The sequence below is a fragment of the Moellerella wisconsensis genome, from assembly GCF_022592395.1.
Lineage (GTDB): Bacteria > Pseudomonadota > Gammaproteobacteria > Enterobacterales > Enterobacteriaceae > Moellerella > Moellerella wisconsensis.
Window position 1 is genome coordinate 1973786 of sequence record NZ_CP093242.1, and the last position, 26169, is coordinate 1999954.

The 26169-nt window shown below is 41.3% G+C and carries 20 protein-coding genes, 1 pseudogene and 1 riboswitch; of the genes and pseudogenes, 10 read left to right on the forward strand and 11 right to left on the reverse strand.

The window, feature by feature from the left end; all coding sequences use genetic code 11:
* Positions 1-371 precede the first annotated feature (371 nt).
* The 5 genes from manX to mntP all read left to right on the forward strand — a co-directional run bounded on the left by manX (position 372) and on the right by mntP (position 4608).
* Positions 372-1343, forward strand: coding sequence for a PTS mannose transporter subunit IIAB (manX, locus tag MNY66_RS08765; RefSeq protein ID WP_241500692.1), 972 nt, complete (start codon positions 372-374; stop codon positions 1341-1343).
* Between the two features lie 110 nt (positions 1344-1453).
* Positions 1454-2257, forward strand: coding sequence for a PTS mannose/fructose/sorbose transporter subunit IIC (locus MNY66_RS08770; RefSeq protein ID WP_047254697.1), 804 nt, complete (start codon positions 1454-1456; stop codon positions 2255-2257).
* A 13-nt stretch (positions 2258-2270) separates the two neighbouring features.
* Positions 2271-3134, forward strand: coding sequence for a PTS mannose transporter subunit IID (locus MNY66_RS08775; protein WP_047254696.1), 864 nt, complete (start codon positions 2271-2273; stop codon positions 3132-3134).
* Positions 3135-3223: 89 nt separating this feature from the next.
* Positions 3224-3682: a DUF986 family protein gene (locus tag MNY66_RS08780; RefSeq protein ID WP_241500693.1), complete on the forward strand. Its 459-nt coding sequence runs from the start codon at positions 3224-3226 to the stop codon at positions 3680-3682.
* Between the two features lie 148 nt (positions 3683-3830).
* Positions 3831-3975, forward strand: a riboswitch (yybP-ykoY riboswitch).
* A 48-nt stretch (positions 3976-4023) separates the two neighbouring features.
* Positions 4024-4608, forward strand: coding sequence for a manganese efflux pump MntP (gene mntP / locus MNY66_RS08785; RefSeq protein WP_047256405.1), 585 nt, complete (start codon positions 4024-4026; stop codon positions 4606-4608).
* 176 nt (positions 4609-4784) lie between these two features.
* On the opposite strand, the gene rlmA is transcribed toward mntP, so the two are convergent.
* The 5 genes and pseudogenes from rlmA to guaB all read right to left on the reverse strand — a co-directional run bounded on the left by rlmA (position 4785) and on the right by guaB (position 10564).
* Positions 4785-5606 carry a 23S rRNA (guanine(745)-N(1))-methyltransferase gene (rlmA, locus tag MNY66_RS08790; RefSeq protein ID WP_047256400.1) on the reverse strand — a complete coding sequence of 274 codons (822 nt, stop codon included), beginning with the start codon at positions 5604-5606 and terminating at the stop codon, positions 4785-4787.
* Positions 5607-5843: 237 nt separating this feature from the next.
* The gene (gene def, locus MNY66_RS08795) at positions 5844-6350 is read right to left on the reverse strand and encodes a peptide deformylase (RefSeq protein ID WP_053908224.1); all 507 of its coding nucleotides are present in this window, start codon (positions 6348-6350) and stop codon (positions 5844-5846) included.
* Between the two features lie 268 nt (positions 6351-6618).
* A pseudogene (locus MNY66_RS18175) lies at positions 6619-7222 on the reverse strand (tyrosine-type recombinase/integrase); the annotation flags it as partial.
* A gap of 218 nt (positions 7223-7440) precedes the next feature.
* Complete coding sequence (guaA, locus tag MNY66_RS08805) at positions 7441-9018, reverse strand: glutamine-hydrolyzing GMP synthase (protein ID WP_241500694.1); 1578 nt, start codon at positions 9016-9018, stop codon at positions 7441-7443.
* Between the two features lie 79 nt (positions 9019-9097).
* Positions 9098-10564: an IMP dehydrogenase gene (gene guaB / locus MNY66_RS08810; protein WP_047256403.1), complete on the reverse strand. Its 1467-nt coding sequence runs from the start codon at positions 10562-10564 to the stop codon at positions 9098-9100.
* 171 nt (positions 10565-10735) lie between these two features.
* Between guaB and xseA the strand changes: the two genes are divergently transcribed.
* A complete protein-coding gene (xseA, locus tag MNY66_RS08815) occupies positions 10736-12115 on the forward strand; it encodes an exodeoxyribonuclease VII large subunit (RefSeq protein ID WP_241501879.1) in 1380 nt (459 codons plus the stop codon).
* Positions 12116-12220: 105 nt separating this feature from the next.
* On the opposite strand, the gene MNY66_RS08820 is transcribed toward xseA, so the two are convergent.
* From MNY66_RS08820 to maeB, 5 genes are all read right to left on the reverse strand, one after another.
* Entirely contained in the window at positions 12221-14488 is a 2268-nt protein-coding gene (locus MNY66_RS08820; RefSeq protein ID WP_241500695.1) for a TonB-dependent receptor domain-containing protein, read from the reverse strand.
* Between the two features lie 560 nt (positions 14489-15048).
* Complete coding sequence (locus tag MNY66_RS08825) at positions 15049-17157, reverse strand: S9 family peptidase (protein ID WP_241501880.1); 2109 nt, start codon at positions 17155-17157, stop codon at positions 15049-15051.
* Positions 17158-17329: 172 nt separating this feature from the next.
* Positions 17330-18127: an energy transducer TonB family protein gene (locus MNY66_RS08830; RefSeq protein ID WP_047256397.1), complete on the reverse strand. Its 798-nt coding sequence runs from the start codon at positions 18125-18127 to the stop codon at positions 17330-17332.
* Positions 18128-18277: 150 nt separating this feature from the next.
* Positions 18278-19165, reverse strand: a complete 888-nt coding sequence (locus tag MNY66_RS08835) for a ChaN family lipoprotein (protein ID WP_241500696.1) — start codon at positions 19163-19165, stop codon at positions 18278-18280.
* Positions 19166-19342: 177 nt separating this feature from the next.
* Positions 19343-21622: an NADP-dependent oxaloacetate-decarboxylating malate dehydrogenase gene (gene maeB / locus MNY66_RS08840; protein ID WP_241500697.1), complete on the reverse strand. Its 2280-nt coding sequence runs from the start codon at positions 21620-21622 to the stop codon at positions 19343-19345.
* A 465-nt stretch (positions 21623-22087) separates the two neighbouring features.
* On the opposite strand from maeB, the gene MNY66_RS08845 reads away from it, so the two are divergent.
* From MNY66_RS08845 to MNY66_RS08860, 4 genes are all read left to right on the forward strand, one after another.
* Positions 22088-22708, forward strand: a complete 621-nt coding sequence (locus MNY66_RS08845) for a response regulator (protein WP_047256394.1) — start codon at positions 22088-22090, stop codon at positions 22706-22708.
* 648 nt (positions 22709-23356) lie between these two features.
* Entirely contained in the window at positions 23357-23698 is a 342-nt protein-coding gene (locus tag MNY66_RS08850; protein WP_197076021.1) for an ArsC family reductase, read from the forward strand.
* Positions 23699-23706: 8 nt separating this feature from the next.
* On the forward strand, positions 23707-24837 hold the full coding sequence (gene dapE / locus MNY66_RS08855) for a succinyl-diaminopimelate desuccinylase (RefSeq protein WP_241500698.1): 1131 nt from the start codon (positions 23707-23709) through the stop codon (positions 24835-24837).
* Complete coding sequence (locus MNY66_RS08860) at positions 24837-25517, forward strand: M15 family metallopeptidase (RefSeq protein WP_241500699.1); 681 nt, start codon at positions 24837-24839, stop codon at positions 25515-25517. The genes dapE and MNY66_RS08860 overlap by 1 nt, the downstream gene beginning before the upstream one ends.
* Before the next feature lie 224 nt (positions 25518-25741).
* Here the strand turns inward: MNY66_RS08860 and MNY66_RS08865 are convergent, their stop codons facing one another.
* Positions 25742-26125 carry a DUF454 family protein gene (locus tag MNY66_RS08865; RefSeq protein ID WP_047257081.1) on the reverse strand — a complete coding sequence of 128 codons (384 nt, stop codon included), beginning with the start codon at positions 26123-26125 and terminating at the stop codon, positions 25742-25744.
* Positions 26126-26169: the final 44 nt, after the last annotated feature.

A 26169-nucleotide genomic window follows, 5' to 3' on the forward strand; every position in this document is an offset into this window, starting at 1 on the left:
CTTTATAACTAATATAATGTGGTTTATTTTAATTTTCTGACGCAAAACAAGTTTTTTACCTTAAACAAAATGCTATCCTATTTAAAAGATGCAAAATCAATTATATTTACATATATTTAACATTGACTAATATTGTAATTTTAATAAATTAAATTGATAGATGCCTAACAATAGGCAGCTATTTGTGTGTCGGTATATCCCCTGAGATTTGGGATCCCACACGCTATATTAATTAAAGGTAATCGATCTCTCATTGGCATTACGGAGGAACAACATCGGGATACAACATATTGATAGCCAAAATTTTTTGTTTTAGCTGCATAACGAAAAATTGGTTTATAGCAGGTATATCTAATTAAGAGGTAAAGATAGTGAGTATAGCTATTATGATTGGTACCCACGGGGTCGCAGCAGAGCAGTTGCTACGCACCACCGAAATGTTAATTGGCGAGCAAGAAAATGTCTCGTTTATTGATTTTGTGCCGGGGGAAAATGCTGACACTTTATTCGATAAATACAACGCCAAATTAACCGACTTAACCACAACTGACGGTGTTTTATTTTTGGTTGATACATGGGGTGGTAGCCCTTTTAATGCAGCAACGCGGATCGTTAACCAAAATGACAATTATGAAATTGTTACTGGCGTTAATGTCCCGATGCTGGTTGAAACCTTCATGTGCCGTGACGATGGCCCTTCGATGGAAGAGTTAGTGACCGTGGCATTAGAAACAGGCCGGGGTGGAATCAAACCGTTCAAACTGCAAGAACCTGAACCTGAAGCCGTTGCCACACCAGCACCGAGCCCTGCTCCACAAGCCGCTCCGCAAGTTGCTCCTGTCCCTGGTGGCCATATGGTGATCGCGCTAGCACGTATCGATGACCGCCTAATCCACGGGCAAGTCGCGACTCGTTGGACTAAAGAAACTGGGGTTAAACGGATTATTGTCGTTAGCGATGAAGTGGCTAAAGATCACGTCCGCTCTACTCTGTTAAAACAAGTCGCTCCTCCGGGTGTAACCGCCCATGTTGTTGATGTTGAAAAATGTGTGCGTGTCTATAACAACCCTAAATACGCCGGTGAGCGTGTGATGTTGTTATTCACTAATCCAACCGATGTTAAACGCATTGTTGAGGGCGGTGTTGAGATTAAATCCGTCAATATTGGCGGTATGGCTTTCCACGAAGGCAAAACCCAAGTCACCAATGCAGTATCGATTGATGACAAAGATGTCTCAGCATTCAATTATTTGAATGATCAAGGCATTGAGCTGGAAGTGCGTAAAGTCGCCTCAGACAGTAAAGTTCGTATGATGGACTTAATAAAAAAAGCAAAAAATTAATAACTCCACGTCGATAACTGCGGTGCGTTAATAACGGCGGTTTAACACGTATTTTTTATCATTACTCGAAAACAGAATTGCCAAACTCGTTTGGTTACAGGAGATTAACAATGGAACTTACCGTTGTTCAAATAGTACTGGTTTTCATCGTTGCCTGTATCGCAGGTATGGGGTCTATCCTCGATGAATTCCAGTTTCACCGCCCACTGATTGCCTGTACTTTAATTGGTATCGTACTAGGTGATATGAAAACCGGTATTATTATCGGGGGTACGCTAGAAATGATCGCATTAGGTTGGATGAACATCGGGGCTGCGGTTGCACCTGATGCGGCTCTGGCATCGATTATTTCTACTATCTTGGTTATCGCCGGCGGGCAAAATATTGGTGCAGGTATCGCACTAGCTATCCCTCTGGCAGCTGCCGGACAAGTATTAACTATTTTAGTGCGTACGGTGACTGTTGCCTTCCAACATGCTGCTGACCGCGCCGGTAAAAATGGTAATCTAACCGCGTTAGGGATTATCCATATTAGTGCGTTAGTGTTACAAGCCATGCGTGTAGCCATTCCTGCATTAATCGTGGCTGTGTCTGTCGGAACTTCAGAAGTGCAAGAGTTACTCAGCTCTATCCCTGATGTCGTGACTAATGGTCTTAATATCGCCGGTGGTATGATTGTTGTCGTCGGTTACGCGATGGTTATTAACATGATGCGTGCAGGCTACCTAATGCCATTCTTCTATTTAGGCTTCGTGACTGCGGCATTTACTGACTTTAACTTGGTTGCTCTTGGTGTTATCGGTGTGGTTATGGCAGTGCTGTATATCCAGCTTAGCCCTAAATATAACAAATCACAGGTTGTCGTCAGCCAATCCGGTAATGGCAATAATAATCTTGATAACGAATTAGATTAAGAGGGACGCATTCATGGTAGATACAACAACTTCTTCAGCCGCACCTGCTGAGAAAAAACTCACCCCGGGTGATATCCGTGGCGTATTCCTGCGTTCCAACTTATTCCAAGGATCTTGGAACTTTGAACGTATGCAGGCGCTGGGTTTTTGCTATTCAATGATCCCAGTTATTCGCCGTTTATACCCAGAAAACAATGATGACCGCAAACAAGCCATCAAACGTCATTTAGAGTTCTTTAATACCCACCCTTACGTTGCAGCCCCTGTGCTCGGCGTAACAATGGCGATGGAAGAACAACGAGCGAATGGCGCAGATATCGACGATGCCGCAATCAATGGGATCAAAGTTGGTTTAATGGGACCGCTAGCCGGTGTCGGTGACCCTATTTTCTGGGGTACTGTGCGTCCGGTGTTTGCCGCATTGGGTGCCGGCATCGCAATGACCGGTAGCCTATTAGGCCCCCTACTGTTCTTCGTTCTGTTTAACTTAGTCCGTCTGTTAACCTTATACTACGGCATCTCTTACGGCTATAAAAAAGGACTGGATATCGTTCAAGATATGGGTGGCGGCTTCCTGCAAAAATTGACGGAAGGAGCGTCTATCCTCGGCCTCTTTGTCATGGGCGCCTTGGTCAATAAATGGACCCATGTCAATATTCCACTGGTGGTTTCTGAAATCAAAAATCAGGCCACCGGACAAATGGATGTTACCACGGTCCAAACCATTCTTGACCAACTCATGCCGGGACTGGTTCCGCTGCTGTTAACTTTTGGCTGTATGTGGTTATTACGTCATAAAGTTAATGCACTGTGGATAATTATCGGGTTCTTCGCCTTAGGTATCCTCGGTTATTGGTTAGGCTTCCTCGGTATCTAATCCAATAATAATTGTACGGGAGGTTGCGACCTCCCGTTATTGCTTTTATTCTTCACCAACTCACTACTCCACTCAAGGGCATGTTCACCATGAGTTTAAATGATATCATTCTGGCCATTATTATTCTTTTGATGCTGGCTTATGCCATTTATGATGAATTTATCCAGCCAACACGCCAAGGAAAAACTCTTCTTAAAATAAAATTAAAACGTAAGCATCGAGTGGATGCGGTTATTTTTATTGTGCTGGTATCTATTGTTATTTATACCAATATTACCCGCGATGGTAATTTATTAACCACCTATCTGTTATTAGCAACTATATTAATGGCTATTTATTTAGCATTTATTCGTTCGCCAAAGTTATTATTTAAACAAGATGGCTTTTATTTCGCGAATACTTTTATTTTATTTAATCGAATTAAAACTATGAATTTATCCGAAGATGGTATTTTAATTGTGGGATTAGAGAAAAATAAACTCTATATAAAAGTTACTCAACTAGATGATTTACAAAAGATTTATAATTTCCTATTAAATCATAAATAATTTATTTATATATTCACTTTAAAATTAAGGTTAATTAAAAATAATTAACCTTAATTTTTACCAATTACACAAATGAAAATAATTCTCACTTAGATTTAATATCCTTAATAATATTGTTATTGCGTTTTCATTATTTTATGGTATCTTTCCGTCCACGTCATTGGGGAGTAGCCTGTTCTGAATAACCTAGTTTATTCAGAAAGTCCGTATCAACATACTCGTTTTATTTAAAACGTGGTACGGACACCAAATTCGGTTGGCAAGACCATAGACACATAAATACGCCATTGGTTGGGGGTAATTTATGTGTATATGGATAACACCCAACCGAGTCTACGATTATGAGTTTTTACGCAACCTTAATTTTGGCATTAGCCTTGTCTATGGACGCATTTGCCGTCGCAATCTGCAAAGGCGCTGTTCTGCACAAACCCCGCTTCCGAGAAATCCTCCGCACTGGTTTTATCTTTGGCATCATTGAAGCCATAACTCCCGTTATTGGTTGGGGGGTCGGCTTATTAACCAGTCAATATGTCGCTCGCTGGGATCATTGGATTGCTTTCGGTTTATTATTTGTGCTTGGCGCACGAATGATTTGGCAAAGTTATAAAACAAAAGACCAACCTTGCGAAGAACCGCAAACTCGTCACGGCTCAGTCACCCTAATCTGTACCGCTATTGCCACCAGTCTGGATGCCATGGCTATCGGTTTAGGTTTAGCCTTCCTGCAAGTTGATATTGTTCATACCGCCATGACTATCGGACTAATGACTATGATTATGGCGACCATCGGTATGATGATCGGGCGCTATATTGGCCCTATCTTAGGCAAAAAAGCAGAAATTATCGGCGGCGTAGTACTTATTGGTATCGGCTTTAATATCTTATTTGAACATCTGCAACTATTTATGTATGCACCGGCTTAATCTTGCTGCGGCTAACACCAAATAACTACCCTATTGCCACTGTTTATTGAGTAAGTAACATTTTATATTCACGTTACTGCCCTTATTCAGTGGCAATACAACTCAATAACTATCTCTTTTATAGCCATACCTTTTATAGCTATACCGTTAAAACCTCCACGATTCTGGCTATCAAGTTACTTGGTTAACCGATAGACATTTACCATAAAATCAGCCGTGCAATGGAAATTAAGCGTACTTTTCAGCTGTTGTTTTACCGCTTCCGAAGCTCGCCAAGCAAATGGCGTCATCTGCAATAAATCAAATGCTTTACTGCCAGGTAAATCAAGGGTGTAAGTCAATTGCTGTTGATCAATCAACTCAAAATTAGCCAAATCTTCATGGTTAACCGGATGCAAACGCACTTCAGAATATATCAGCGCTTTTAATTGTTTCAAATGCTCAGGCGCAGGCGTGACAGTAATTAAAATGCCATTATTTTCGATAACACGCTGCAATTCTTCCGCTTTGCAAGGCGCATAAATACGGATCACCGCCCCCATGCTGCTGTCATTAAATGGTAACCGGTGACTTGATGCGACACAAAAATTAACTTGAGTATAGCGCTTAGCCGCCGATCGAATTGCGGCCTTCGAGACATCAAGCCCAATAACATCAATCTCACGACCGAGGCTGGCTGCTTTTTCAACAAATTGTGCGGTATAATAGCCCTCACCGCAGCCAATATCTAAAATACTTTGGCTAAGCTCTGGCAAAAAATGACCTAGTTTTTCAGCCACTAAATCACGCATCGGCTGATAATAACCCGCATCTAAAAACTCACGCCGTGCCTGCATCATTTCCGCGCTATCACCGGGCTGCTTCGAGCGTTTATGCTGTACTGGCAACAGATTAACGTAGCCTTCTTTAGCGCAATCAAAATGGTGATTTTGCTGGCAAATCCAGCTTTTTCCGGTTAATAACAAAGGATGATGACATAGAGGGCATTGATAATTCATAGGATTAAATACTAATAGCTAATAATGAGATAAACGCAGTATAACATATCCACACGCAGCAACGTTGGGCTTTTACACCCACGCCACGGTCAATTATCTACTCTGATGCGTGAAATTAATGCTATTAATTACGCAAAGTAACCGTAAAAATAGCAATAATGCATCGACCTCTACGCATGGGAATAAACACTACCGTCAAGAATGATGATCACCTCATCGCTCAGGCTAATATCTGAACTATTCTGCATTGGATTTTTTGAATTTCTTCATTTTTTTCAGTGCCATGCTACGTTTTAAAGACGACAAATAATCGATAAAGATTTTTCCGTGCAGGTGATCTATCTCGTGCTGCATAACAATAGCTAAAAAATCATCATCTTGCACCAAAATTTCTTTACCTGTTCTATCCAGAGCACGCACAGTAACAGATTGATAACGCTCAACATCTGCATAAATACCGGGGACCGATAAGCAGCCTTCTTGATAGGTGGTTAATCCCTCTTTTTTGATAATTTCAGGATTGATCAAAACTAATGGTTGATCATGCGTTTCTGAAATATCAATCACAACTACCGCATGCTTATCCCCAACTTGGGGCGCGGCTAAACCTACACCGGTATCGGTGCCATATAGGGTATCCAACATATCATCAATTAACGTTTGTACTGAGTTAACATCCTGTACCGGAGTAAATTTAACTCTTAAACGCTCATCAGGGATCTCTATAATCTGTCTAACTGCCATAGCCGATATAATTCCTATTTTTATCAATCATCAAAAAATAAATTCTAACATGACGATCAGTGGCAGGCACTAGATTGCCGAGGGGTTTTATGACTATCGCACAAATTGCCATAAATAAAGGCGGCTGGTCTTAACGCCCAAATAACAGCATTGAACTTACAGAACCGCAATTTATAACTCAGGAGACTGCCATGGATTGAATTCACTCTGATAGCGTACGCATCGGTTGCAAACTATATCTTCTCTGCAATCGGATCACTCACTGACATTCTTGGAAGTCAACCTCATCCCAAGTTGCGTTTGTGAACTCACTCTTTCGCACTAGGTTATCAATACAAACTTAACAGCGAGTTTTAACGTTGGATAGCAACTGTAATTTTCAAGTTCGTTGAATAGGATGCTAATTTCTTTAGGAGATGATGAACGCTCAAGCGCTTCAAAGATGGCAATTGACGATGCTTTGATGCTGTCGACGGAGTTTTTAATTTCATAGCCACGGTCAATGACATAGTAAAGACAGAACCAATGATTTCACGTACCTGCAAAGCAGTGGCCCTTGCGCCGCGCTCTTTAATTTTTTGACATAAGGCTCTAACCTTCTATGTCGTGATCTCTTAGCTTGAAGCTGGTGATACACCTGAGTTTAGAAGCTTTTTAGCCTCCAATAATAAATTTCTAGCTTCTGCTAGCGTAATACCGTCATCACTATAGCGCCCGAAAGTTATCGTGTCTCTACACCCGTTAAAGCAGTAATTATATCTATATGATGTTACGCCAGTTTTTTATACTGCCACATACAAACCATCACGATCAGCCAGCTTATAAAGCTTATCTTGCGGCTTTAAGCTCTTTAATTTTTTATCGGTTAACACGTCGGTATTCCTTTGCGTGATACCGTCATTTTTAATTATTTTTGAGGCGATGTTTTAATTATAAAATTATATTTTTTTATTTCACACTGTCAATAATACCGTCAAAATTATCGGCTACTATCAACTGTTAACCACTGTAAAAAACAAAAAGGCACCAGTAAGTTACTGATGCCTTAGAATTTATCGACAACTAACGATTGTTATCGACTGACGCTAGTTTATTCCCACTCGATAGTCGCTGGTGGCTTGCCGCTGATGTCATAGACTACGCGAGAGATCCCACCGACTTCATTGATAATACGGTTAGATACACGGCCTAAGAAATCGTACGGTAAGTGTGCCCAATGTGCGGTCATGAAATCGATAGTTTCAACTGCGCGTAATGAAACCACCCAGTCGTATTTACGGCCATCACCCATTACACCTACAGAACGTACAGGTAAGAATACGGTGAATGCTTGGCTAACTTTATTATATAAATCAGCTTTATGCAGCTCTTCAATAAAGATAGCATCAGCACGACGTAGCAGGTCGCAATACTCTTTTTTCACTTCGCCCAAGACGCGAACACCTAAGCCTGGACCTGGGAATGGATGACGATACAGCATGTCATACGGTAACCCCAGTTCTAAACCAATTTTACGCACTTCGTCTTTGAACAATTCTTTTAATGGCTCAACCAAACCCAGTTTCATGTCATCAGGTAACCCGCCAACGTTATGGTGAGATTTGATAACGTGAGCTTTACCGGTTGCTGATGCTGCAGATTCAATCACATCTGGATAAATCGTGCCTTGTGCTAACCATTTAACTTGAGATTGTTTTGACGCTTCTTCATCAAATACATCGATAAATACGTGGCCAATGGCTTTACGTTTTGCTTCAGGATCTGCAATACCGGCCAATGCATTTAGGAAGCGGTTTTCCGCTTCAACATGGATGATATTTAAATCAAATTTGCCGGCAAACATTTCCATAACTTGCTCAGCTTCATTTAAACGTAACAGACCGTTATCAACAAATACACATGTCAAGCGTTTACCAATAGCACGATGTAATAATAATGCAGTTACTGATGAGTCAACACCACCAGACAGTGCCAGAATAACGTGATCGTCGCCAATTTGGTCTTTCAGACGCTGAACGGTATCTTCGATAATTGCCGCTGGTGTCCACAGAGTTTCACATTGGCAAATATCTAACGCGAAACGTTTCAGAATATTCAGACCCTGATGAGTATGAGTGACTTCTGGGTGGAATTGTACCCCGTAGAAACGTTTAGCTTCGTTAGCCATAATTGCGTATGGGCAGCTTGGTGTACTAGCAACAGTCACAAAATCAGCAGGAATAGCGGTTACTTTATCGCCATGGCTCATCCAGACATCTAATACCGGTGCGCCCTGCTCTGACAGTGAATCGTGGATATCTTGGAACAGTTCACATTGCTGTTTGATTTCTACTTGTGCATAACCAAATTCGCGCTCACCGGAGACTTCGACCGCGCCGCCCAGTTGCATAGACATAGTTTGCATGCCATAACAGATACCCAATACAGGCACACCAGCACGAAAAACGTACTCTGGCGCGCGGGGGCTATCTTCAGCCGTTGTACTTTCAGGGCCGCCCGAAAGAATAATTCCATTGGGATTAAACTCACGAATTTGCTCTTCAGACACATCCCATGCCCAAAGTTCACAGTACACACCAATTTCACGGATACGACGTGCAATAAGCTGTGTGTATTGGGAACCAAAATCTAAAATAAGAATGCGATGTTTATGGATATTTGTTGTCATTTGAGGAGAATTCCAAACATTCATGTCAAAATAAAATATGGCAGTCCCGCGAAGGACCGCCCTGAAAAAATTACTGCAATTACTGACCTAAACGGTAGTTCGGTGATTCTTTAGTAATAGTCACGTCATGGACATGGCTTTCTTGAATACCCGCACCACTGATACGCACAAACTCAGCTTTAGTTCTCAATTCATCGATAGTGCCACAACCCGTCAGGCCCATGCATGAACGCAGCCCGCCCATTTGTTGATGAATGATATTCTTAAGTTTGCCTTTATAAGCAACGCGGCCTTCGATACCTTCTGGTACCAGTTTATCCGCAGCATTATCGGTTTGGAAGTAACGGTCTGATGATCCTTTAGACATCGCCCCTAACGATCCCATGCCACGGTAGGATTTATATGAACGACCTTGGAACAGTATAGTTTCCCCTGGGGATTCATCGGTACCGGCGAACATAGAGCCGACCATTACACAGGCCGCACCCGCTGCAATCGCTTTGGAGATATCGCCAGAGAAGCGGATACCACCATCGGCGATAACCGGAATTCCCGTACCTTCTAAGGCATCAACAGCTTCGGCAATAGCAGTAATTTGCGGTACGCCGACGCCAGTAACGATACGAGTAGTACAAATAGAACCTGGGCCGATGCCCACTTTTACTGCGCTCACGCCGGCATCAGCCAGTGCTTTTGCACCTTCCGCAGTTGCAACGTTACCACCAATAATTGGCAGATTGGGATATTTTGCACGTGCATCGCGGATACGCTGTAAGACACCTTCAGAATGTCCGTGAGACGAGTCAATCAGTAAAACATCAACACCCGCAGCCACCAACGCATCAATGCGCTCTTCATTACCTGCGCCTGCGCCAACGGCCGCGCCAACGCGTAAACGGCCTTGTTCGTCTTTACAGGCATTAGGTTTACGTTCTGCTTTTTGGAAATCTTTAACGGTGATCATCCCTAATAAATGGAATTTATCATCAACAACTAAAGCTTTTTCAACTCGTTTTTCATGCATTTTCTGCAACACAACATCACGAGCTTCGCCTTCTTTGACCGTTACCAAACGTTCTTTTGGGGTCATCATTGCCGTAACTGGCTGATCTAAATCAGTCACAAAACGGATATCACGGCCGGTAATAATACCTACCAAAGAATTATCTGCGGCAACTACCGGATAACCGGCAAAGCCATTACGCTCTGACAGTTCTTTAATTTCACGAATTGTGGTTTCTGGACTGACGGTGACAGGGTCGGTAACTACGCCGCTTTCGTATTTTTTCACTCGGCGAACTTCTTCTGCCTGACGTTCGATTGACATATTTTTATGAATAAAGCCAATCCCACCTTCTTGAGCAAGTGCAATAGCCAGGTCAGATTCGGTCACGGTATCCATCGCTGCAGACAGCATTGGGATATTTAGACGAATAGTATCAGTGAGTTGAGTAGTAAGATCTGCCGTGTTTGGCAGTACATTTGAGTGTGCAGGAACGAGTAATACATCGTCGAAAGTTAGTGCTTCTTTTTTAATGCGTAACATAGGCAATATCTCACCGGGCAGCTTGTTAGAAAGGTTTAAATATTGCCGCGGCATTATACACACCGAAACCGATTGCCTCCAGCTTTATTTTCAAAAAAAAGCTTGCTAACAGCACGAGGTAGGTTAGTATCGATTGATTAAGTCATTGTTTTGAAATTTTTTCTAGCGCATATGTTAACAACTTCATCGACCGGAATTTTTTCTGTTAGCCGTTTAAATCAAACGGTCAGGGAACTACTAGACAATCAGATGGGCAGAATCTGGCTCAGTGCGGAAATTTCTAATTTTTCCCAGCCTTCTTCTGGGCATTGGTACTTCACATTAAAAGATGCCAAATCGCAAGTACGGGCTGCCATGTTTCGCGGGCAAAACGGGCGCGTAACCTTTCGTCCACAAAATGGCCATCAAGTGCTGGTTAGGGCTTCTGTTACTTTGTATGAACCTCGCGGCGACTATCAACTAATTGTCGAGAGTATGCAGCCGGCGGGCGAAGGATTATTACAGCAACAATTTGAGCTATTAAAACAAAAATTGAGCGCAGAAGGATTATTTGAATCTGCCCATAAAAAGCCGTTGCCTTCACCGGCAAAATGTGTCGGTATTATCACCTCGGCAACGGGCGCAGCGCTGCATGATATTTTGCATATTTTGCGCCGCAGAGACCCTTCACTGCCGATTATTATCTATCCCACTGCGGTTCAAGGAGATGGCGCTCCAGCACAAATTGTTCGTGCTATTGAAATTGCTAATCGACGCCAAGAATGTGATGTTTTAATTGTTGGCCGCGGCGGTGGCTCTTTAGAAGATCTGTGGGCATTTAATGATGAAAAAGTCGCCCGGGCAATTTTTACTAGCCAATTACCGATTGTCAGTGCCGTAGGCCATGAAACCGATGTAACTATTGCTGATTTTGTGGCGGATTTGCGGGCGCCTACGCCTTCGGCTGCCGCAGAAGTGATTAGCCGTAATCAACAAGAGTTACTACGACAATTAAACAGCCACCAGCAGCGGTTGGAAATGGCGCTGGATTATTATCTGGCGAATAAACATAAGCGTTTCGTTCAATTACATCATCGTTTGCAACAGCAGCACCCTCAATTACGCTTAGCGCGGCAGCAAAATCGACTCGCGACGTTAAATCAACACCTTACTCAATCCATGAGTCGCCTATTACAGCGCCGAATGACTCAATATACACAGATGAGTCGTCAATTAATGCAACATGATCTTCGGCCACAAGTTCAGCAATATCAGCAGCATATTAATCAATATCAATATCGTCTACAGCGTTCACTAGTTACAGTATTGAATAATTATCGCCAGCGCTTTGCCGTCGCCTGTTCAAAAATGGAAACAGTAAGCCCATTAGCGACCTTGGCCCGAGGATTTAGTATTAGTGAAACCCCAACGGGTGAAGTACTAAAAGGTGTCAGCCAAGTTAAAAAAGGTCAAATGTTGCGTACCCGCTTGCACGATGGCTGGGTTGATAGTGAAATCACCGCGATCAAAAAAATTCGCCAACGTAAAACTGCACCCGTCAGCAAAACCTAATCTAAGCTGTGGCATTCGGGCGATTACTGCTCGAATGCCTCTCGTATTGATATTGATCGAATCACTTAGTGACTCAATAACCTTTTTGTTAAATGCTGAATAAGCTTAAAAACGTACCGCTGCACCCAGCATATAGGTGCGTCCGCGAGCTGTATGTTGATCTTTCTCACTTATCTTGGCCGATGAATTTGCCCGATTTAGCGCGTCTGAATAACTGCGGTTAGTGATATTATTCACACTAAACATCAATTTAATCTGTCGATTAATCGTGTATTTTGCATACAAATCAATAATTGTCGGCTGCTGTTCATATTGCTCAGTCATAATATCGCCACTTTCGTTTCTTTCGCCTGAAGGGGTAATCCGCTTAGAAGGGCCGGTAATAGTGATCAGGGTGCCAAGTTTTAAGCGCTTATCCAGTAAACGTATGCCGGAATCTAAGCTCAAATAGTATTCTGGCAACTCTGAAATATCTCCGGCGCTAAACGCATCAGAGCTATAAGTCACGGACATCGGCTGATTGCTGCTTTCCTTACTGTACGACAAGGTCGAATAAAATAGGCCGGCATCATAATCCGCCTGCAGTTCATAACCATGCAGCGTGACTTTATCGGGGTTATTTTGGTAGATATACATGCTAACATTGGCATTAACATCATAATTATCAAAAGCATCGTCGTTATTTAAGCAACGATGATATTCATCATCAGCATGAGTACGGCACAAAATGTAACCGCGACTATAAATATAATCGGTCAATTTGCTGTGATACCACAAGGCTTTGAGCCTTAATACATCCCCAGTAATAATTAAATCAGGTCGATAACTGTTAAATCCTAACTGAACAGTTTGGGCTTTTTCTCCTTTTAAGAAAGGATTCATCGACGCCCCCCCTTCATTAGAGAAAAAAGCTTCTTGAGCATTGGGGGCACGCATACTGTAGGCATAACTGGCAAATGGTTGAAATTCAGGGATAATCTCAGCTGAAAGCAACACGCCAGGATTAAATCCGCCGTGCTTTAATCGAAAATCAGCGGCACCTTCGGGAAAACATTTTTCTCGCGCATCACATGCCGGCTTATGCCCCTTAACATCATAATAGGTATAGTTAATATCAAACTCAGCGGTATAAATTTGATAATCCATTTTTAATTTAGCATAAGCGCTAGCCAAATTTTGTTTTCCTGACGGAGAGAATGGATTTCTAATCATCGTATCAACCGTACTGACAGTACTCACTTTTCGATGATATTTAGTCGCGATAAGTTTTGATCCTAACGTGAATTGATAATCAATATTGTGGAGTGAAAAGCGACTGGTATTAAATCCATTCATCGCCCATGATTGATGATAGGAATTACCTTGGCGTAATGCCCACCCTAGTGAATCCCCTGAAAAATCCTGATGACTCTGGCTATTACTTAACAGGACTTCACTGTCAATAAAATCATTAAACGGTGTATAGTTATATTTTATAAAATAATCTTTAGTATTTATATTACGGCGAGTTAATTTATTTTGATACCAACGGCCACTTAATTCGAGTTGATGAAAATCATTAGCTTTATAGTTAATTTTTGCCAGTTGTGATTTAGGCCGTTGTTTAAAAGTACTGTCTGTAGCAAATTCATCACTATTTATACCATCACCATTTTTATAATTGCCTGGAATATTATGTCCACTTAATGCTAGCAAGCCGCCAATATACCCCTGAGATGAATTTAGCGCTATTTTGGTACCTAATGCCAACATGCCGTTATAGCCTATACCATTATTCCCCCAACGCGTTTTACTGCGGATGCCATAAACATGCGGAGAAAAAATAACATCATCTATCGCCAAAGTGCGAAAATTTGCGCTACCCGCTAATGCATTAATACTATTGCCCCCATTAAGTTGCCCTTTTTCAACCTCTAACGCCACAATAAAATTGGGATCAATCATGCTACCAAATTGACTATAAGGTTGCTGGCCATGGGTATATTGACTCGGCGAAATTCCGTAATAACTTTGACTGACGCCATCAACCATCATATTTACGCGTCCCAAGCCACTGAGCCCGCGAATATTAACGTTGACTGCCCCTTGGCTACCATCCATTTGGGTATACACCCCCGGCAAAGTACGTATCGCGCTATCCAGCGATTGTAAATTATATTCTACGCTGAGTGCACTATAGGCGCCTGGCCGTTCTAAGGCTTGAGTTGATGGGGTATTCTTAGTACTGCCCGATATTTTTAATGGGCGAAAGATGCGTGCTTGCTGGCTATTATCTGAATTTGGCGCTTGCGCCTGTGCTATCTGAGTGATCGTTATCAGCATTATCCCTACAGGAAAAATACCTAACGGTATTAATTGGATGATTTTATTCATTAAACAGTTCCGTAAATTTATCCATAAATTTAAACAGATCTTAATAACCGATATCTTTTCTAGATAAGATAGAAATATAAGATACCATGGGGTGTTATTCTAAATGAAATATTAATTATAGACATTCAATGAGCCTGTGTTATATACCGCGCTAGACTTTTATAAATGCTTTCATTTAAATAAATAATCATCCCAATCCGTAAGGTAGGTTTTTAAGATAGCTTATTTATCATAAACTCACTTGCTTAATAAAAAACAACTTAAGTCCTATTTCTGTAAATATATTATAATATATATACTTGAGAAATAAAATAATTTTAGCTTAATATATCAATAAATTAGAAATATTTAATTTTAATCATGTAGTTAAAGATATAGTTTATAAAATACTTTCAATTAATATAATTTATTATCAGTTTTATTTTATGAATCTAGCGCCTAATTTATTTAGAGGCTAGATTCATTATTATATTCACATAGTGACAGTAAATGGTCTGTGAAAATAGTATCAGAAAATAGTGCCGGAAAATAGTACCGGCAAGTATCATACCCACATTATGTTAGTTTAATTGTGGGAAATAATTAGCTTTATTTTCCAGCATTAACAAAAAACTGTATTCGGTTGCAATATCTTCCAGTGCACTAAAACGACCAGATTTACCGCCATGTCCCGCGCTCATATTGGTTTCCAACAAGAGTAAAGAGTTACCTTGTTTATAATCGCGTAGCTTAGCCACCCACTTTGCCGGTTCCCAATATTGTACTTGCGAGTCATGCAATCCCGTAGTAACCAACAAATGCGGATATCGCTGTGGTTTTATATTGTCATAAGGACTATAGGCCAACATACTAAAATAAGCCTTTGGCTGATTAGGATCGCCCCACTCATCATATTCCCCAGTAGTTAGCGGAATAGATGCATCTAGCATGGTGGTCATAACATCCACAAATGGCACTGCAGCCACCACGCCTTGATATAACTCTGGCGCCATATTAATCACCGCGCCCATCAATAATCCGCCCGCACTGCCCCCCATAGCATAAATATGCTCAGGATGGCCATAACCTAAGGAAATCAATCCATTAGTAACATCGATAAAATCAGTAAAAGTATTTTTCTTATTGGCTAATTTACCTTGATTATACCATTTTTTCCCCAGCTCACCGCCGCCACGAATATGAGCAATCGCATACACAAAACCTCGATCTAATAATGACAAGCGTGAAGAACTAAAAGATGGATCCATGCTAGCGCCATAAGCACCATAGCCGTAGACTAATAATGGATTATCACCCGTTTTAAACAGATCACTACGATACACTAATGAAACCGGGACTTTTACACCATCCTGCGCCTCAATCCATACCCGTTTACTGGCGTATAATGCACCATTAAATCCTTTAACGTCTTGCTGTTTTAATAACTGGCGTTCTTGGGTGCACATATTTATTTCAAAGGTGGTGGTCGGCGTGGTCATTGAGGAATAACCATAGCGTAAATAGTCACTATCAGGCTCTGGATTATAACCAATCCATACCATATAGGCGGGATCATCTAACGGAATATAGCGCTCTTCTTGGGTTTGCCAATTAATTTGGCGTAACTTAACCAGACCATTTTCACGCTCTTCAGTCACTAACCATTGATTGAATAACTCGAAATCTTCCAGATCAATCCCCTCACGCGGGGCAATTACCGTTTTCCAGTTATTTCCAGGGCGGTCGGTAGAATATAAGCCAAACAGTTCATTTTCATGATTAGCACGCAAATAAAAATTATCTTTAAAGTGATCAAGATAATATTCGATGCCGGTTTCTCGAGGTTTAAACGTCACCATCTCGCGCTGTGGATTAGCGGCGTCAATTAAGCGATATTCCGCAGTTTCTGTACTGGTTATCGCGACTAAAATGTACTGTTTAGACGTCGATTTAGACAAACTGATATAAAAAGTGTCGTCTAGCTCTTCATAAATTTTCTGATCATGCTGCTGTGCACTGCCATATTGATGACGATAGACTTGATAAGGTAACAGCGTTTTAGGGTGTTTATGTACATAAAACAGCGTGTTGCTATCTGCCGCCCAGACAATATTCCCCGAGGTACCCTGCAAGACATTATTTTGCCATGCATTATCATCAACTTGGCGAAATGAAATCGAAAAATTATTGCGCCCTTGTTTATCTTCAGCAACCGCGATAATTTTATTGTCCGGTGAAATCGCTAATGCGCCAAGACGATAAAACTCACTACCTTCTGCGCGTTGATTACCATCGATCAGCGTTTGCCAATCATCTTGGTTACTTTCTTGATCACTGTTATTTTGCTGACTATTATGTTGATTTTCTGCTCGGCGAGTCGCAGGTTTTCGTTGATAAATTGGATAATTTTTGCCGCTAACATACACCGTACGATAAGTGTAACCATTTGAGGTATAAGGCACGGATTGATCGTCTTGTTTCATGCGACCGACTAATTCGGTGTAAATCTCTTCACGCAGCGTTTCACCGGGCGCCAGCATCTGCTGAGTATAGCGATTTTCCTGCTCAAGATAATCGAGAACCTCCGGCGACTGACGCTCATCATCGCGCAGCCAATAATAGTTATCGAGGCGAGTATCACCATGAATTGTCATGCTATGGGGCTGTTTTTTAGCCTGCGGTGCGTTCATTCTTTCCTCCGCCAATATATTTCCTGAATTCAAACTTAATAGGGCAATCAAGCACCAATGTGCGATCCGCTGCGGATCAAGCATCCAGCTTAATGGTTTATGCATTTATTTTCTCTTTAATTCATTCAGTAACCGGTGAAAATAATGTGCTTTTTAGCATATTGACCAAAACTCACTCATTTAATAAAAAAACAATGGGTAAAATCACCGTCACTGGCCCTTGAGCTAACGCCTCGGGCGGCGGAATTGGCAGCGGTTGGGCGCGTTTGATAACCCGTTCAGCTTCTCTATCTAATGCCCGTGTTCCTGAGCTACGCAATAATGACTGTTGCAGTACATAACCCTCGGCATCGACCACAAACGATACTACTGGTGTCCCGCTGCGATTTCGCCGATGTGCATCTGCGGGATATTGCTTAAACTTGATTAAATGCCCAAGTACCCGTGCCTGCCATTGCTGCTCCTCATTGTTCACTTCATGGGACTCACTTTGATAACTTGCCGCCGTTTTATCACTCACGGTTTGGGCAATAGCGTCGCTAGTAAACTGTGCTCGGCTAGCTTGAGTATTGTCGCTAGGTCGCTGTGCGGGGATATTTTTCGGCGTAGGTACGGCTGAAATTATGGGTTTTTGCTGTTGCTGCAGTGATTTTTTAGGCTGCACCTGTATATCTGCCTGTTCATTCTCGGCCAATAATAACCATTGCGGTGTCTCACGCATGGCTTCTTGGGCTGTCATCAATGCAGACAATTGCTGCTCTGGCCCAATATGCGGCTCAATCTGTTTTTTAGCTTGATGATCAAACGAAAACTCTACAATCACTGAAGCGGCAGGTAATACTTCATCCCATTGATAGATATTATTTTTAGTCATTAACCAAGCCAAAAACACCCCATGTATCGCGAGAGCAATTATGCCGGCGATAATCAGGTTTATTCGGTTATCAGAGGGAAGCAGCAAGGTCTTCATCTTCGGTAATAACATCTCATCTAATGGGCAATAAATATATGAGAATGATAATCACTTAAAGATAAAATGACAGTTATTTAAACAGATTATCTGCGCCAAAGTGATTTTTCGGACTCAAATCCCCTATTGGCGCAGTCATGCTAACGCTTTCTATGAAGAACTTGGGGTATACCAAACATAATCGGCATGCATATTATTAATTTCACTGCCTTGTTCACTGAGGATAAGCACACTCATCTCAGCATTTGAAGCCAGATCCTGCACATGCAATGGTACACCAACGACTCGAGTTGCATGATATCCACCAGCAAATAACCACGCAGGACGCGGCGCGGCTAATAATTGCTGTGCCATACGGCGATCACGCATTTGTTGAATAGTCGTCATTTTATTTATCTGCTCTGCGGTTAATTGACCGCCATGCGAGCTATCGATCATTTGATTTATCATCTCGCGGACTGTCGGTTGGGTAGAATAAGTACCGGTCAGTTGTATCGGATTATCATACAGTTGGGTAATTTCCTGCCGATCTAAATTGGCAGCTAATAGCGGATATGAGGCATAAAGTAACGTTTTTGTAAACTCGCCATAATGTTCCCACGGCCAGCCCTGCTGCCAAGCTAATGCATGCTGTAATGTCTCATCACGGACATAAGGTTTGGATCGCAGCCATTGCTTCACTTGATCGACCTTCGGCTGCTGGGCAGGAACCAGCATTTCCAGCAAGACGGCGCCTTGTGGTCGCTGCTGTGCAACTTGCTGTACTAGCCAACGTTCAATCTGATGATGATAACGGTTATCGTGCTTTTCCCCGACTATGACCAATGACGAGTCCGATAACTGCTGCACCAGCTGCGCCGGAGTTATCGCTTTACCGGTATGCAAATCAATAATGTTTCCGTGGGTAATTAATTCTGCCGCTAAGGGCTCAATAGATGGTTTGTCTGATTGTTGATTCAATGATTGAACACAGCCCGCCAGCAAAAATAAGGATACTGATAGAATTAATTTATTGAATTTAATCAATTTTGATTTCATGAATGATAGCTCGAAACGTTAAACTAATGTAGCAAATAGGCTACCCAAGATAGCGGTAATGAGAACTATTAGCAATAAAAAACCTCTGTAACCTTATACTGTTACAGAGGTCAATTTAGTGCCCTAGCCTATTATAATGCTGGCGAGATTAACGATAAGCTCACAGAGCTTTAGCTACTATAAGGGTTGCGTTTGTGCTTCTACGGCAGCTAATGCGACCATATTAACAATACGACGCACCGAAGCAATTTGAGTTAAAACATGCACTGGTTTTGCTACCCCCATTAATACAGGCCCCACCGTTACGCCGTCTGAGCTGGTCACGCGTAACAAATTATAACTGATACGTGCAGCCTCCATCGTTGGCATAATCAATAGATTAGCTGAACCTTTTAGCGGACTATCCGGCATTACATCCTGACGAATTGCTTCTACCAACGCTGCATCGGCGTGCATTTCACCGTCTATCTCTAAATTCGGGGCTTTCGCTCGAACCAAGGCTAGCGTATCACGCATTTTTTGCGCGGAAGGACAATCTGATGAACCAAAACTTGAACGAGATAATAACGCCACTTTAGGCTCAATACCAAAACGACGCACGGTATCTGCCGCCATAATCGTTATTTCGGCTAATTGTTCTGCCGTTGGGTCTTCATTAACATACGTATCGGTGATAAACGTATTACCCGTCGGCAGTAATAACGCATTCATCGCCCCTGCGGTGTGAACACCTTCGCGGAAACCAAAAATGTTTTTTACCACTTCATAATGTTCGCTATAGCTGCCTACAGTACCGCAAATCATGCCATCGGCTTCACCTCGTAACACCATAATACCGCCAATTAAGGTTGGATTACCTATCACTGCACGACGTGCCATTTCTGGCGAAACCCCACGGCGTTTCATAATTTGATAATATTCTTGCCAGTATTCTTTAAAACGTGGATCGTTTTCATTATTAACGATTTCAAAATCTTTGCCGATTTCAAGATGTAAACCTAACTTATTGATTCGGCTTTCAATAACGCTTGGGCGTCCGATCAATATAGGATGTGCTAATCCTAAAGATACTAATTCTTGAGTTGCATGTAATACGCGATTATCTTCACCTTCAGCTAATACAATACGTTTTTTCTCTTTTTTCGCCTGTGAGAAAATAGGTTTCATAAACAAGTTTGTTTTATACACAAACTGATTGAGTCGTTCGGTATAAGCATCAAAATCACTAATTGGACGCGTTGCAACCCCTGAGTCCATTGCGGCTTTCGCTACAGCTGGCGCTATTTTTACGATAAGACGTGGATCAAATGGCTTAGGAATAATATATTCTGGACCAAAGCATAAATCTTGATCGCCATACGCAGAAGCAACTTCTTCATTTTGTTCAGCTAAAGCTAAATCAGCAATCGCATGTACACAGGCTAATTTCATTTCTTCGTTAATAGCCGTTGCCCCAACATCTAGCGCGCCACGGAAAATAAACGGAAAACATAAAACATTATTGACCTGATTCGGATAATCAGAGCGTCCGGTACAAATAATCGCATCTGGGCGCACTTGTTTAGCTAATGGCGGTAAAATTTCAGGTTCTGGGTTGGCTAATGCTAAAATTAATGGATCTTTTGCCATGGTTTTAACCATTTCAGGCGTAAGAACTTTAGGACCTGAGCAACCGAGGAAGATATCAGCATTTGGTATAACATCAGCAAGGCTTCTGCTGCCGTTATCGTCAATAGCATACGCGGCTTTAGTAACATCCATGCGCGTATCACGACCTTTATAAATTACGCCTTTTGAATCACATACCGTGATATTTTCACGTTTCAGGCCTAAGGTCAGTAACAAATTCATACAAGCAATAGAAGCCGCCCCGGCCCCTGAAACAACTAAACGTACACTTTCAATCTGTTTTTTAACAATACGTAGTCCATTCAAAACAGCAGCAGTACAAATAATTGCGGTGCCATGTTGATCATCATGAAAAACGGGGATATTCATGCGCTCACGCAGCTTTTTCTCAATATAGAAACACTCTGGCGCTTTAATATCTTCTAAGTTAATCCCACCAAAGGTCGGCTCCATCGCCGCTACAACTTCGATCAATTTATCAGGATCGGCTTCATCTATTTCAATATCAAAGACATCAATACCCGAGAATTTTTTAAATAAGACGCCTTTACCTTCCATGACTGGCTTACCGGCTAAAGCCCCTATATTACCCAGCCCCAACACCGCAGTGCCGTTAGAAATAACGCCGACTAAATTGCCTTTTGCGGTATAGCGATAAGCCGCTAAAGGATCTTCTGCGATTTCAAGGCAAGGCGCAGCAACGCCCGGAGAATAAGCTAACGCTAAATCACGCTGGGTGGTCAAGGGTTTAGTCGGTGTTACTGCTATCTTTCCTGGCTGTGGAAATTCGTGAAAATCAAGAGCACTTTGTTTTAATTGTTTGTCCATCATAACGTCCTTTCTAATCTTATAGAGGTAAGAGCCAAGCTAGTATAAACATAACGTATAGCTAAATCATGAACATCGCTCGAAATTACACAATTTTTATTTATCTGAGATGACTCTATCTAATCGATGTAATTTTCACCGGTCATTTCATCAATTAGTATGAAAATATATGAATACTAACTATTAACAGTGCCTATTTTATATCTAATAAGATTAGGTTATCATCAGCCAGATACAATAATATTCCAATTAACATCGCCATTAAAATAATCACAAAAATATTTATTAATACCATTAGGAACTATGCCATTAAAAAATAAAATCAATTAAAACACTCAAACTAAGCAAAATAAATTAATTAACTCAGCATAAATAAGGATAAAAAATAACTTTCATTAAATAACTTGCATTTAACAATCAAAAAATTTAATCAATCGCCCGAACAAACTGTTTAAGGAGTAAAATATGTCTAATAGTTCAATTATGATTATTGATGACCATCCAGTGATGCGGCATGGATTAAGGCAATTAGTCGAAAGTGAAAAGAAATTTATCGTGGCAGCAGAAACTAATAATGGTTCTGATGCCATTAATATAGCCAGTAAAATACAACCCAATATTATTATGATGGATATTAACCTTTCAAACATGAAAGGCATCGAGATCATTCGTCAATTACGAAAATACTGCCTACAAACCTACGTCCTTATTCTTTCGTTCTCTGCAAATCGTAATGATATTTACAGTGCTATGGATGCCGGAGCTAACGGCTATTTATTAAAGGATTGCGAACTAGACATGCTAATGAACAGTATCCGCCGAGCAGCACAGGGCCATACTGTATTCAGCGAAAAAGTATATCAGTTCTTGATAAATCGCCATAAATATCAAGATCCCCTGTCTTTTCTGACTAAACGTGAGTTTGAAGTATTGCAGGAAATATCCTCAGGATTAAAAAATAAAGAAATCTCTAAAGCGCTATTTATTTCTGAAGAAACCGTTAAAGTCCATATTAGAAATTTATTGAAAAAATTACAGGCTCGTTCACGATTAGAAGCTAGCTTAATTTATTTACGTACTAAATAGTGATACGAATAAAACATACTTATTATTTGTTATATAACTCATTAACACACATCATTACATAAACTAACTAGTATTATAAATAGGTTTTCAATTTACATAATAACCTTATAGCTTAACGTTAATATATTAACATCTAATTATTTATTAGTGTTAAAAAACCATTAAAACACCCCTGAATGATTAAATCCGTTTTTGATAAAATAATTTTATCATGATAATAAAAAATAAAACCAAAAATAATGAAAAACAAATAACATTAATACTGAACAATGAAAAATTATCAACATAGGATCAGTTAACGCCAAAAAAAGACTGAACGATTTAATTATTATCTACTAATAACGGTACATTAAAATACTAAATAAAACAGAGTATTTTAAGATAACTAGTAATAGTTAGAAAATTCAATGAAGACTATTTATTTAAAATAAAATACGCTATGAAAAGTTAGAATATACTGAATTAAACAATAATTAACACCTTAATATAGGCTATATCGACGGTTACCTTGACAGATTTGATTACATCACTTTTACACCTAAGGGCTGGATCAGCCTGACTTTTTCACGCATTATGTAGTAAATAATTAGTGATAATCAAAAGGTAAATAGCATGACAGATAACAGCCACCGTCATTCCACTTTCATTATGTACGGTATTAAAAACTGTGACACCATAAAAAAAGCACGCCGTTGGCTGGATGATAAAGGCATCACTTATCAGTTTCATGATTATCGCGTTGATGGAATTGATGAAGTGCTGCTCGACCAATTTATCGCTGCTCTCGGTTGGGAAGTGTTAGTAAATAAACGCGGCACTACTTGGCGAAAGCTGACTGAGGAACAAAAAAATGCGGTAAAAGATGCAGCCAGCGCTAAAGCCGTATTACTGGCTGAACCCGCGATGATCAAACGCCCAGTGTTAGTAGCGCCAGATAACCGCTATCACCTTGGTTTTTCTGAGACCGAATATCAACAATTTATTGGATGAGGTCAATCATGAACTGCCCAGTTATCGCCCTTGCAGAACAATTAATCAGCCAGCCGTCTATTAGCCCTGATGATCAAGGTTGCCAAGAATTACTTATCCAACGACTTGAAAATATTGGTTTTACTATAGAAAGAATGCCTTTTGGTGAAACCCTTAATTTTTGGGCTTATCGTGGTAATGAAGGAGAAACTTTAGCTTTTGCTGGGCATACCGACGTGGTACCTGCCGGCGATCCCAGCCATTGGGCTACACCTCCCTTCACTCCAACAATTATCGATGGTCATTTATATGGCCGCGGTGCCGCTGATATGAAAGGTTCTATTGCAGCGATGGTAGTCGCTGCCGAACGCTTCGTCGAAAAATATCCCGATCATCGAGGCCGCTTAGCCTTTTTAATCACCTCCGATGAAGAAGCCAAAGCCGCGGATGGTACCGTAAAAGTAGTTCAAGCTTTAATGTCTCGCGATGAGCGTTTAGATTATTGTTTAGTCGGTGAACCCTCTAGCCAATCGCAACTTGGCGATATGATAAAAAATGGTCGTCGCGGTTCCATCACCGCTAACTTGACCATCATCGGTGTTCAAGGACATGTCGCCTACCCACAACTTGCGGATAATCCGGTGCATCGTGCAACCGCCTTTTTACAAGAACTTGTCGCCACCGAATGGGATAACGGAAATCAGTTTTTCCCTGCCACCAGCATGCAAATTGCTAATATACATGCGGGTACTGGCGCGAATAATGTGATCCCAGGCGAAATGTTGGTACAATTTAATTTCCGTTTTAGCACCGAAGTTACTGACCAGCTCATTCGCCAGCGAGTCGAGGATATGTTACAACGTCACGGACTAAAATATGATTTACAGTGGGCATTATCGGGTCAACCTTTCTTAACTTCTACAGGTAAGTTAGTCGATGCGGTAGTCACTTCTGTCGAACAATGTTGTGGTCATGTCCCGATATTATCAACCAGCGGTGGAACATCTGATGGGCGTTTTATCGCTAAAATGGGGGCTCAAGTAGTTGAACTTGGACCATTAAATGCCACTATTCATAAAGTAAATGAGTGCGTTAATGTGCGCGATCTCCAACAATTAGCCATTATTTATGAAAATATTATGGAACGCTTGGTCTTATAATGTCGAATGATAACTTAACTATTGAACAGCTCACCGGCCGCGCATGCGGCCACTTAGTGTCATTGAATAGCCATCATCGATTACAATTTAATGCCACTAAAGCTTTTTTAGCCTTACAACAAGCGGCTGCACGTGCGGGATTTAAACTGCAACCTGCCAGCTCGTTCCGTGATTTTACACGCCAACAAGCTATTTGGAACGGTAAGTTTACTGGAGCAAGAGTGGTATTAGATGCAGATAGTCAACCGCTTGATATTACTCAGCTTAGTGAAGGCCAATTGTGTGAAGCTATTTTACGCTGGTCAGCACTGCCCGGTGCCAGCCGCCATCATTGGGGTACCGAGCTAGATATTTACGATCCATTTTTGCTTCCTGAAGATAAATCACTGGAATTAACACCGTGGGAATATGAAGAAGGTGGCTATTTTTATCATCTGAGCCAATGGCTGACAGAGAATATGGCTGCGTTTGATTTTTATCGTCCCTTTACCGCCACGGACGCCGGTGTCGCCTATGAACCATGGCATATTAGTTACTGGCCGTTATCGCATCAAGCAGAGGCATTGTTGACACCAGAGGTAATAGCGCAAATTCTGAGCACTGAAGATATTGCCGGTAAAACGTGGTTATTAGCCAATTTATCGACGGTATTTGAACGCTACATTCGGCTTCCAGAATAAGATTTATTGCGCTGGATGTCAGGTTTCATGGGCTAAATTAAAACTATTCAGCCCATGTCCTTCTGTTGAAGAGCCGAGGTGGCCGATTTAATCCTACTCATTAATGTTTCCTTTGAGCAGCTGCTGTCAGCCATACTCCCAATAACCTGCTTAAATAGCGCTATTATCCGAATACAGATCGCTGTCTTTCTTAAGATTTATCTATTTTTTATCAATCTTTTTTATCAATCTTTTTTATCAATCATAGGTTTATCAATCACTGGCAAGCGCAACATAAAAATCACTAAGCCGCATAAAATGAGGATTAATAATCCCCTAACCCACCACATTGATACCGCCCATAAGGAAATCCCAAAGGTAACCAAAATCAAGGCGATAGCTTTCGGTTTCGCCCCTTTAGGTAATCCACGATAAGTTTGCCAATAGCGAATATAACCGCCAAACCACGAACGATAGAGCAACCAATAATGAAAGCGCGGTGAAGATCGTGAAAAGCACCACGCCGCAAGCAGTAAAAAAGGCGTGGTAGGCAACAGTGGTAATACGACACCTAAGGTTGCTAAAATTACCGCAAACCACCCTATGAGGATTAATATTCCTTTCTTTATTCCCATCTTGCGCTCCCTCATTGCTCTAAAGTGTGCTGTAATAA